Origin of the sequence: Streptomyces sp. NPDC057253, assembly GCF_042669125.1 — a bacterium.
GTDB lineage: Bacteria > Actinomycetota > Actinomycetes > Streptomycetales > Streptomycetaceae > Streptomyces.
In genome coordinates this window covers 1-10,833 of record NZ_JBHUXV010000201.1, presented here as the reverse complement: position 1 = coordinate 10,833, position 10,833 = coordinate 1, and the positions used below count along the sequence as shown (strand labels likewise).

Annotated in this window: 7 protein-coding genes; 1 reads left to right on the top strand and 6 read right to left on the bottom strand. The window is 73.7% G+C overall.

Annotation, left to right across the window (positions count from 1 at the left end):
* Nucleotides 1-43: 43 nt before the first annotated feature.
* The 4 genes from ACFULQ_RS46500 to ACFULQ_RS46485 form a co-directional block, all read right to left on the bottom strand.
* On the bottom strand, nucleotides 44-1,675 hold the full coding sequence (locus ACFULQ_RS46500; protein ID WP_383557143.1) for a protease pro-enzyme activation domain-containing protein: 1,632 nt from the start codon (nucleotides 1,673-1,675) through the stop codon (nucleotides 44-46).
* A 103-nt stretch (nucleotides 1,676-1,778) separates the two neighbouring features.
* Complete coding sequence (locus ACFULQ_RS46495; protein WP_383557140.1) at nucleotides 1,779-4,667, bottom strand: ATP-binding protein; 2,889 nt, start codon at nucleotides 4,665-4,667, stop codon at nucleotides 1,779-1,781.
* A gap of 68 nt (nucleotides 4,668-4,735) precedes the next feature.
* Nucleotides 4,736-6,280 carry an APC family permease gene (locus ACFULQ_RS46490; protein WP_383557138.1) on the bottom strand — a complete coding sequence of 515 codons (1,545 nt, stop codon included), beginning with the start codon at nucleotides 6,278-6,280 and terminating at the stop codon, nucleotides 4,736-4,738.
* 601 nt (nucleotides 6,281-6,881) lie between these two features.
* The gene (locus ACFULQ_RS46485) at nucleotides 6,882-7,559 is read right to left on the bottom strand and encodes an ANTAR domain-containing response regulator (RefSeq protein ID WP_383557135.1); all 678 of its coding nucleotides are present in this window, start codon (nucleotides 7,557-7,559) and stop codon (nucleotides 6,882-6,884) included.
* Between the two features lie 324 nt (nucleotides 7,560-7,883).
* Between ACFULQ_RS46485 and ACFULQ_RS46480 the strand changes: the two genes are divergently transcribed.
* Nucleotides 7,884-8,822: an anti-sigma factor RsbA family regulatory protein gene (locus ACFULQ_RS46480; RefSeq protein ID WP_383557132.1), complete on the top strand. Its 939-nt coding sequence runs from the start codon at nucleotides 7,884-7,886 to the stop codon at nucleotides 8,820-8,822.
* 121 nt (nucleotides 8,823-8,943) lie between these two features.
* On the opposite strand, the gene ACFULQ_RS46475 is transcribed toward ACFULQ_RS46480, so the two are convergent.
* Both ACFULQ_RS46475 and ACFULQ_RS46470 read right to left on the bottom strand, forming a co-directional pair.
* A complete protein-coding gene (locus ACFULQ_RS46475; protein WP_383557130.1) occupies nucleotides 8,944-9,981 on the bottom strand; it encodes a rod shape-determining protein in 1,038 nt (345 codons plus the stop codon).
* Between the two features lie 207 nt (nucleotides 9,982-10,188).
* Nucleotides 10,189-10,833: carboxyl transferase domain-containing protein (locus ACFULQ_RS46470; RefSeq protein WP_383557128.1), on the bottom strand; the 645-nt coding region annotated here is incomplete at its 5' end.

Genomic DNA, 10,833 nt, shown 5'->3' with positions numbered 1-10,833 from the left:
GGGTCGTCCCGGTCCGCGCTGGGGTCTTTCCGGTGCCGGACGGTCAGCCGAGGAGCTTCGCCGCCAGGGTCGCCGCGTTGTACGAGCCCCACCCGGTGGTGAAGTCCCAGCCGGTGGCGGCCGAGTAGGCGCCGTTGCTGCCGCTGGTGATGTCGTGGAAGCCGGTGCCCGAGGCCGCGTACAGGGCGGGGTTGGCGAAGCCGAGGTCGGCCTTGCCGGCCGCCGCGGCCTGCTGGTTGTAGAGGGCCGCGAAGGCCGCCCACTCCGGGGCCGCCGCGCTGGTGCCGCCCACCGAGGACCAGCTGCCCTGCGAGTAGATGGAGACGCCGGGGCTGGGGTTGGCGTGCGCGGAGACGTCCGGGACCTGGCGGAAGCCGCCGCCCGCGGTCTTCTGCACGGCGGTCTGCCAGCTCGGGATCTTGAAGACGGAGGACTTGCCGCCACCGCCGCCGGACCAGGCCACCTCCTTGCTGAAGGCGTTGGCCGAGGTGACCGTCAGCTTGGTGCCGCCCACGCCCGTGACGTACGGGTCGCTCGCCGGGTAGTCGACGGAGGTGCCGCCGTCGCCCGCGTCGTCGGAGCCGTCGTCGCCGGAGGCCGCGTAGAAGCCGAGACCCTCGGCGGCGCCCGCCTTGAAGACCGCGTCGACCGCGTTGATGTTGGAGGTGGTGCGGGCGGACTCGGCGGCGCCCCAGCTGATCGAGGTGGTCGGGATGCCGGAGTCCACGATCGCCTGGTAGGTGTCGACCTCACCGGCGTCGGAGTTGGGGCCCTCGAAGACCGTGACGTTCGCCTTGGGGGCGATCGCGTGCAGGACCTCGATGTCCAGCTCGACCTCGACCTGTCCGTCGCCGAGCGCGCCGGAACCGCCGTCCACCTTGGACACGGTCGGAGTGGGCGAGCCCAGGCCGTAGTTGGTGTCGTACTTGGTGATGTTGGACTGCTGGAAGCCGTCGAACTCGATCAGGGCGATCTTCTGGCCGCTGCCGGTGTACGTGCCGGAGACGTTGTAGCCGCCCTTGAGCTGGGCCGGGGTGTAGCCGCCGCCCGGCCCGTTGTGCGGGGAGACCGTGCGCGGGACGGCCTGGTGGTGCAGCTGGGCGTGGTTGTTGAGGCCGGCCACGTCGCTGACCAGGGAGGCGAGGGCGGTGGGGAGGGTGGGCGCGCTGTCGTTGGCGTAGAAGGAGCGGCCCGACGTGGCGTCCTTCCAGGTGGACAGCCTGGTGCCGAAGGCCTTCTCCAGCTGCGCGGCGGTGCCGGTGGCGTCGACCAGCAGGTTGCCGGAGTGGACCCTGCCGACGGTCAGGCCCTGCGCGTGCAGGTACTCCTTGAGCCGCTCGACCTCGGCGCCGGTGCGGCCGAAGCGGGCCGCGAACTGAGCCTTCGTCAGATAGTGGCCGTAGGAGGCGGAGTGCGGGTCGCTGACCTTCGCGACGAAGGTGTCGAGGGCCGAGCCGCCTCTGGGGGCCAGGCTGATCGCCACGGGTATCCGCTTGCCGGCCGCCACCGAACCGGTGCGCCGCGCCTGCTTGTTCAGGCCCTTGACGACGTCTCCGGCGACGGCCGCGCGGGTGGTGTGCGGCTGCGCGGCGCTCGCGGCATGGGCAGCGGGGACGGCCGCGGAGAGCAGGGCGGGCACGGCGACCAGACCGAGCAGCCTCAGACGTGACTTCACAGGGGTCCTCCGGGGAGTGGGGGGTGTGTTCCCGAAGCGGAACGGCTTCACCGTAGGAAGACCGGCCCCCTCCCCATAAGCGGGGGAACCCTTGCATCACGTGTTAACGGCGGGTGTCAGGAGCGCGGGAGGACCGGACCCGGCCCGGCTGACCGACCGTCACCACCTGCGCCTGCGGCTGTACTTGGTCGTCGTCGCCGAGGTCGACGGCCGCCCCGGTGGCCAGGACGGCCACCGCCATCGCGTGCGCGAGCGCGGTGCGGGAGCGCACACCGACCTTGCGGTAGACCCGGGACAGCGCCCCTTCGACCGTCTTGACACTGATGAACAGCTCGGCGGCGACTTCCCTGTTGGTGGCCCCGCCGCCGACCAGCGCGGCGATCCTCGCCTCGGTGGGCGTGAGTTCGGGCCCGCCCGCCTCACCGGCCCGTTCCCCGGCGTCCAGTCGGGCCAGCTCGTCCCGGGCCCGGGACGCGAGCGGGGCGGCGCCGATCCGGACGGCGGTCTCCAGGGCCTCGCCGAGGACCGCGCGGGCCGTACTCCTGCGCCGCGAGCGGCGTTCGACGGCGCCGAGCGCGATCAGGGTGCGGACCAGTTCGACCGGGAGCGGCAGCGGGCGCAGCCGCTCGACGGCGGCCCGCAGGCGCGCCGCGCCCTCCTTGGCCCGGCCGAGCCCCGCCTCCCGCAGCCCCTCCGCCCGCTCCAGGGCGGCCAGCACACTGCCGGGCGTGGCGGCGGACACGCGCGCGCGGGCCTCGCGTACGACCGCCCCGGCCTCGTCGCTCTCGCCCAGCACGACCAGTGCCTCGGCCAGGTCGGCGTACCAGTGCAGCAGCGGGGGATCGGCGGCGGACATCGCCGTGCCCAGCTTCCGCACCCGCTGGAGCGCCTCCACGGCGGCAGCCGCGCCGCGCGGGTCACCGCCGAGCAGTTCGGCCTGCCCGAGCACCGCCAGCGCGCGCAGCAGGAACAGCCGGTCGCCGTCGGCCTCGGAGGCGCCGACCGCCTGTTCGGCGAGGCGCCGGGCCTCCTCGGCGGTGCCGCCCGCGGCCGCCGCGAGCGCCGCCGCGTACAGCGCCGGAGCCGCCTGTACGCCCGCCTCGGCCGGCGCCCGTGAGCAGCGCTCCGCGGTGTGCAGCGCCTCCCGGCAGTGCCCGGCGCGCACCTGTACCCGGGTCAGCGCCACCAGGGTCGCCAGGACGTCCTCGACCCCCGCGAACTCGCCGATGGCCGCGAGGAGCCGGGTGACCTGCTCGTGGGCCTCCGGGACCCGGTCGGAGTCCAGGGCGAGGATCGCCCGCATCCGGATCAGCCGCCAGCTCTCTGGGCCGCCCTCGGTGCCGCCGCTCAGCGCGAGGGCGGCCTCCAGCGCGGTGTCGGCGGCGAGCGGTTCGCCGGCCAGGGACCGTACCCGGGCGAGCGTGGCCAGCGCCGCCACCCGGGTCTCGGTGTCACCGGTACGGGCCGCCTGCCGGGCATGCCGGTCGGCGGCCGTCAGCTCCCCGCACAACAGGCCCCGCACCGCCGCCCAGTGGTGCAGCCGTGCCTCCGACTCCGGGTCACCGCAGGCGTCCTGGAGCCCCTCCTCGATCAAGTCGCCCTTGCCGCGCAGTGCTTGACCGGCGTTGCGCAGCAGGATCAGCCGGGCCCGCACCCGGCGGTGCGCGGAGTCCGACTCGGCGAGGACGGCACCGGCGGCCTCGCCCGCCTCCTCCAGCCGCCCGGCGTCACAGGCGTACTCGGCCGCGGCCAGCAGCCGGTCGGCGCGGTCCGCCGGACGGTCGCCCGGGGTGCGCCGGGCGGCGAGCGCGGCCAGTTCGAAGCCGGTGTCGAGCGCGCCCTCGCGGCGGGCGGTCTCCGCCGCGGCCATCAGGGTGCGCGCGGTGGCCTCGTCCTCGTAGGGACGGGCGTGCGCCAGATGCCGGGCCCGCTCCACGGGCTCGGTGACCGCCCGGGCCAGCAGGGCGTGCGCCTGTCTGCGCTCGCTCGGTGGTGCGTCGTCGTGCACGGCGGCCCGCACCAGCGGATGCCGAAACCCCACGGCCCCGTCGGCGCCGACCGCCGCGACGCCGACCCGCTCGGCCGCCGCGAGGTCGGAGGCCGGGTCCGGCAGCCCGGCGGCCCGCAGCACCGTGAGAGACGGTCGCGCGGCGACGCTCGCGACGAGGAGGGCGAGCCGGGCCGTGGCGGGGAGTTCACGGACCCGGTGCAGGAGATGGGCGCGCAGTCTCGGGGGCACCTCGAAACGGGCCCCCGACACCGGCGACATCCCGTGCGGGTCCGCGTCCGACGGCCCGGCCGCCCCGTACGCCGCTCTCCCCAACTCCCGTGCGTACCAAGGGTTTCCGGCGGCGAGTTCCTGGATCCTGCGCAGTGCCGCCGGGGACGGATCGGTGCCGAGGTCGGTGCGGACGAGGTGGGACACCTCCTCGTCCGTCAGGGGCGGTACGGGGAGTTCGAGGGTGCCCGGCGGGCAGCAGCGCAGGCGTACGGGCTGTTCGCCCTCGGGCACCCGCTCCGCGGCCAGCGTGCGGACGCCGGGCCCGTCGAGGCGCCGTACCGCGTAGGCGAGCACCTCGGCGGTCGGTTCGTCGAGCCACTGAAGGTCGTCGAGGACCAGGAGGACAGGGCCTGTTGAAGCCAGGGCGCGCAGGGTGTCGAGGACGGCCACGCGCAGGGCGAGCCGGTCGCGGCCGTCCGCCGGTTCCCCGCCCCGCAGCAACGCCGTCTCAAGTGCCGCGCGGGGCTCCGGCGCCAGGGACCCGAGGCAGTGCTCCGGCACCCGCGTGAAGAGGTCCACGAGACCGCCGTAGGGGAGCCGGGCGTCCTCCTCGGCGGGCGAGCAGCGCAGGACCGTGCCGGGCACGGCGTCGGTCAGGGCCCTCAGGAGTGTCGACCTGCCGATGCCCGTGGGGCCGTGGAGGAGCACTCCGCGCTCCGCCCGGGCGACGTCGAGAAGCTCGCGCCGCCCGGTCAGCGGGCGTGGTGCCATGGGATACCGGCAGGTCGGAGCATGTGTTCATGACAACCCCGGTGGATCACGGTTGTCAATGACGTCCGTCACCCGGCAGACGTCTCCCGCAGCGCCGCCTCCGCCCGCCGCGTCGGCCTGCCCAGCGCCCAGAACAGCACGCCGAGGAGCATGAACCCGATGAGCGGTACGAGCTCCGTCAGCAGGTACTTCCCGCGCTCGGCGTGGCTCCAGCCGTCCGGGGCGTAGGAGGAGCTGAACCAGTTGAAGGGGGCGCCCGGCGCGACCAACTGCACGCTGGCGTACAGCACTAGCACGGTGAGCACGATGCTGATGAGCAGGGGAGCCGGTGCCCGGTACGGCCGCGGGACCTCCGGTGCCTTGCGGCGCAGGACCGCGAGCGCCGGGAAGATGCCCAGGTAGCTGACCAGCGTCGTGGAGACGGCCAGGCCCAGGACCGCCCCGAAGAGCTTCGCCGCGCTGCCGTTCGTCAGTTCGTGGGCCAGGACCAGGACGGCCGTGGAGACCAGACCGCTGAGGACGTTCACGCGGACCGGCGTGCCGAAGCGGCTGGAGATGACACCGAGGAAGCGCGGGGCGGCGCCGTCGTAGCCGGAGACGGCGAGCGCCCGGTCGGAGCCCATCACCCAGGTCACGCCCGAGGACAGCACCGTGAGGATGAACAGGATCGCGGCGAAGTCCCCGAGCACGCTGCCGGCCCCGCTCAGGGTCGCGGTGCCGTCACCGGCGACATGGCCGCCGTAGACCGTGAAGACCTGCCGTATCGCGTCGATGAATCCACCGAGGCCGGTGATGGCCTTGACAGGCAGGACGAGCAGGATGCCGAGGATCGGCAGGGCGTACAGGAGCACGGAGAGGGCGGCGCTGCGGAAGACGGCGTAGGGCACGTCCTTCTGCGCGTCGGTCATCTCGTCGCCCGCGGTGCTGGGCAGCTCGAAGCCGACGAAGTTGAACATCAGGACCGGCACCAGGCCGACGAAGCCCGCGTACGTGGGGGAGAAGTCGCCGAGTCCGAATCCGTGCACGCCGTGCCGGATGCCGTAGACCACGACGGTGACCGTGAACAGGCCGAGCAGGAGGAAGCGGCTCCAGGCACCGATGGTGGGGATCCACTTGCCGACGTCGAAGGAGAGGATCGCGGCGAGCACGCCCACCCAGACGAACAGCAGGGTGAAGACGTAGAAGGCGGGGGTGCTCAGGTCCTTGCCGTCGTGGAAGAAGGTCGTGTACGCGGTGACGGCCGAGACGGACAGGGTGCCGCCCAGCCACACCGGATTGGTTATCCAGTAAAGGAAGTTGTTGACCGCGCCGGCCAGCCGGCCGAAGGCGCGGCTCGTCCAGATGTAGGGGCCGCCCTCGTCGGGGAAGGCGGCGCCGAGCTCGGCGGTCAGCAGCGCCGAGGGCACGAAGAACACGAGGGCCAGCACGATGAGCCAGGTGAACGCCTCCGCGCCGGAGGAGGCCACCGTGCCGATGGTGTCGACGCCGACGATCGTGCACAGCAGGAAGAAGAGGATGTCGAACCGGCCGAAGTGCTTGCGCAGCTTCTGCCGCTCCGACTGGGCTGCCGCCGGCGGGCCGGCCGGCTCTTTGGTCAGGGGGCCAGCGGTCACCAGGGGCTCCTGCGGATGAGCGGGACAGGCGGAATTCGGCCAATGATCGGTGCCGCCGCACAAGCTCACAAGCGTTCATTGGAAAGTCTTGACCGGTTATTGCCGAAAATGGACCGGGATACGGCGCGGGCGTGCGCCCCGTGCGCGGGTGGGTGATTCCACGTGTCCCGGCCGCGTGGTGTGGACCAGGCTTCATCGGGGGTAGTCGGGGGTAGTTCTCCTCCCCCGGGAGTAGTGGGAGGGCGGGCGGTCGTCCCGGGGCGGCAGGACAGGTGCCTCCGTGGGCACGATGTACGGGCGGGTCTCAAGGACGAGGCTGGTTCGTGTCGGGGAACAGCAGTCCAGGCCCGAGGAGGGCGCCATGAACCGCCAGATCCGTGTTCGCGTCAGCCGTCGTCCGTCGTCCAGCCGTGACATCCGGCAGCCCGAGATCGACCGCCGGACCCCTTCGGGACGCCTGCTGCCGTACTGACGCCGCCTCGGCCGACGGCGAAGTCGGCCCAGGTGAACGCAGGTTCAGGCAGCGGGCGTTTCAGGCAGAGGGCGCTTGAGGCAGACGACGTTTCAGGCAGACCCACTGTGAAGTCGGCCCGGCAGGGCCTCAGTTCAGGCACCGGTCTATCGCCGTCCGCAGCGCCCGCCGCACCTCGGGCGACGCGTGCGGCTCCGCGCCCCGACCCCCGGCCCCGGCCGTGACCACCGCGGCGACCTTGCGCAGCTTGGTGTTGGAGAGCTGCGAGGCCTCCCGCAGGACGTTCCACGCCTGGTCCGGGGAGCAGGCGTGGGTGGCCATCAGGACCCCGCGCGCCTGGTCGATGACCGGGCGCGAGGCGATCGCCCGGCGCAGTTGCTCCACCTCCGCGCGCAGCAGGTCGAGCTGCTGGGTGCGCTCGCGCACCACCACGGAGGGCACCGGCTCCCGAAGCGTGGCGGGCCCGTTCAGCGGGTCGCCGGGGTCCAGGCCGGCCGTCTCCAGGACCCGGCGCGGCTGGTCGCTCCAGCCGGTCGCCGTCACCGGCACCCCACGGCGACGCCCGTAGGTGTCGAGCGTCTCCAGGAACTGGAGTCCCGCCGTGTCCATGAACGAGACGTCGCTCATGTCCAGATCGACCCGGCCGATGCCGTCCGGCAGCCCCGCCAGGGTCCTGGCCAGGATCTGCGCACAGCCGTGGACCAGGTCGCCGCGGGCCACGAGCACGGCCCGGTCCCCCTCCACACGGCCGTCGACGGTCAGGATGTTCAGTCGCCCTGCGAGCGCTGGGTGTGTCGCTGAGCTCATGTCCGCCTCGCTGCTCCCCACAGTCGTCACGACGTTGAGTCACCGATCACCGCCGGGCCCCGGCTCCGGGCCCTGGGTGCGGCCGCGCGGGATCGGCGTTGCTGGAGTGCGCCTGCCCGGAGCGCGGGGGCCTACACCCGGCCCGCCGGGGCATGACGGGCACGGGTCGGGGGTAAACGCGGATTCGTCCAGACGTTTGCTGAGAGAATTTCCGGGAGGGGAGACGTATCGGAGGAGAGAGCGTCCGGTCGGCAGAGGGGAGTGGGTGTGGACATCGGGTACGAGGGCGCCACGGCGCCGCCTTCCGGTGAACACGGTGACGCCGTGAGCACCCGGACCGAACCCGCGGACCCGTTCGTGCATCCCGCCCTCTTCTACCGTGACGAGCGGGAGTACCTCGCCGGCGTGGTGCCGTTCGTCCGGGAGGGACTCGCCGCCGGGGAGCCGGTGGCGGTGGCCGTGCCGACCGAGAACCTGCGGCTGCTGAAGCGGGAGATCGGCGCCGGGGAGGCCGTACGGTTCCTCGACATGCGGGAGGCCGGGCGCAACCCCGGCCGGATCATCCCCAAGGTGCTGCGCGGCTTCGCCGACGCCCAGCCGCCCGGCACCCGGGTGCGGATCGTCGGCGAACCGATCTGGGCGGGCCGCAGCGCCACCGAGTACCCCGCCTGTGTGCAGCACGAGGCGCTGATCAACGCCGCCTTCCAGGGGCGGGCCGTCACCATCCTGTGCCCGTACGACACCCAGCGCCTCGATCCCCAGGTCGTCGCCGACGCCCACGCCACCCACCCCGTGATCATCGACGCCGGCTCCGGACGGGAGCGGCGGAGCGTGCCGTACGACTTCGAGGCCGTGCACGCCCGCTACAACGAACCGCTGCCCCCGGCACCCGACGTCCCGGCCCACGCCTTCGTCGCCGATGTGCTCGGCGAGGTCCGGCACCTCGCCGGCGAGGCGGCCGCGCGGCTGGGTCTGGTGTCGCCCCGGCTCGACGACCTGGCGCTGGCCGCCGCCGAGCTGACCACCAACAGCGTGGTGCACGGCGGCGGTTCGGGTGTGCTGCGGGTGTGGGCCGAGGACGGCCGGGTGGTGTGCGAGGTCCGCGACAAGGGGCACCTCTCGGACCCGCTGGCGGGCCGCCGCCCGCCCTCCCGGGACCAGCGGGGCGGCCGCGGCCTGCTCATCGTCAACCTGGTCGCCGACCTCGTCCGCGTCCACACGGGCCCCGACGGCACCACGGTCCGCTGCTGGTTCGCCCTCTGACCACGGCGAGCGCCGGCCGGGCGGGCCTGACACCGGGGTGACCGGAGGCTCCGGCGAGGCCGCGGCACAGGGCGGTCAGAAGGTGGCCGGCGCACCGCGCACCCTCGGCACCCGCGGTGTCTCACGTGGCCAGCGGGTCCAGCGACAGTGGCTCGATGCGGCCCTCCAGCATGTACCCCAGTCCCTGTACGGCGCACACGTCGGGCCGCTCGGCGATGTGGACCGGCATCCCGGTGGCGTGCCGCAGCATCTGGTCGAGCCCGGGGAGCAGCGCGGAGCCGCCGACCATCATGATCCCGCGGTCGGCGAGGTCGGCCACCAGGTCGGGCGGGCAGTTGCGCAGCACCCGGCCGATGCCGTCCAGGACGGCGGTCAGCGGGGTCTCGATGGCGTCCCGGACGGCGGCGGTGTCGACCTGCACGGAACGCGCGAGGCCGGTGGCGACGTCCCGGCCGTGGATCTCGGTGGAGGCGGGGCCCTGCGAGGTGAGGCCGTTGCCGGACAGGGCCAGCTGGAGCGGTCGTACGGACTGGCTGGGCAGCATCAGCTCGTGCTCGTGGCGCAGATGCTGGACGATCGCGTGGTCCACGGCCTCGCCGCCGACCGGAATGCGCTCGGCGGTCACGATCGACCCGAGGGAGAGCACGGCGACCTGGGTGGCGGCGGCCCCGCACACCATGATCATGGTTGCCTCGGGCCGCTCCACGGGCAGTCCGCAGCCGACGGCGGCGGCGATGAGGGTGTCGACGAGCTCGACGCGGCGCGCGCCGAGGCCGACGAGGGTCTCGATGGCGGCGCGCTGGGCGAGCGGGTCGGCGTCGTGCGGGGTGCAGGCGGCGGCCCGCAGGATGGGCTTGCGGCGCAGCGCACGGCGGATCTTGTCGCCGAGCAGGTGGCGCAGCATCCGCTGGGCCATCTCGATGTCGACGACGGTGCCGCCGGAGACCGGTCGGACGACGCGGATGTAGTCGGGGGTACGGCCCGTCATCTTCTCGGCGAACTCACCGACCGCGATCAGCGCGCCGGTACGGGTGTTCACGGCGGCGGCCGACGGCTGGTCGACGACGAGCCCGGCCCCCTTCACGTACACCCGGGTCCTCGCCGCGCCCAGGTCGACGGCGAAGTGGCAGCGGCGCAGCTGCTCCAGACTGGCGGTCATGGCAGGTCCTCCCGAGAGCACAGACCGTGGGCCGCGCCGGGTGGCGGGCCTAGTGGCATCGTGCGGGGGCGGGGGAGGGGTCGCCTTTCTTAGGGGGCCGGGTGGGGTGCCGCTGAATGGGGGGTTTTGTCTGAAATGCCCGATATAAGCTCAGTGTAAATGTTCTGACGCGTGGTCATCGGGGCGCTGCCCGTAGGTGAGGGTCCGTCACGGACCGGACAGGCCCCCCTCCCCCTCCCGGACCACCCCCAGCTCCACCAGGTCCTGCGGGCGGATGCGCAGCTGGTCCGCCGTCGCCTCCACCTCCCCCGGCGGGCGCTTGAGGATCGCGGCGGCGAGCTCGGGGGCGATGACCGAGAAGTAGCTGTCCGGGGTGGCGTACGTGTTCCCGGGGGCCGCCAGGGCGAGTGCCCCGCCGGAGCCGCCCTCGCCGATCAGAAGGGTGGTGACCGGGGTCCGGGCGGCGGCCACCGCGAGGAACAGGTCGGCGATCGCCGCTCCCGCGCCCTGCCGCTCGGCCTCGGCGTCGTTGGCCGCGCCCGGGGTGTCCACGAGCGTGAGCACCGGGATGCCGAGGCGGTCCGCGAGGCGGATCAGCCGGGAGGCGGTGCGGTAGCCGGCCGGACGGGTGGCGGTGCCGGTCTGCGCGGCGTACGCCACCGTACGGCCGTCCCGCTCCCCGAAGCCGCAGAGCATCCCGGGGTCGGTGCCACCGCAGCGGTCACCGGAGACGGCGACCCGGTGGGTGAAGTAGGCGTCCAGGTAGGCCTGTGCGCGCGGCCGCTCGGGCGCCCGGGCCCGCCGGACCGCGTCCCAGCCGGTGGCGGGCAGCTCGGTGGCGCCGAGAGGGGC

Bases quoted from the DNA above. Each gene is read 5' to 3' on its own strand.
- ACFULQ_RS46495 (WP_383557140.1), bottom strand. From the start codon at position 4,667: ATGGCACCACGCCCGCTGACCGGGCGGCGCGAGCTTCTCGACGTCGCC.
- ACFULQ_RS46485 (WP_383557135.1), bottom strand. From the start codon at position 7,559: ATGAGCTCAGCGACACACCCAGCGCTCGCAGGGCGACTGAACATCCTG.
- ACFULQ_RS46475 (WP_383557130.1), bottom strand. From the start codon at position 9,981: ATGACCGCCAGTCTGGAGCAGCTGCGCCGCTGCCACTTCGCCGTCGAC.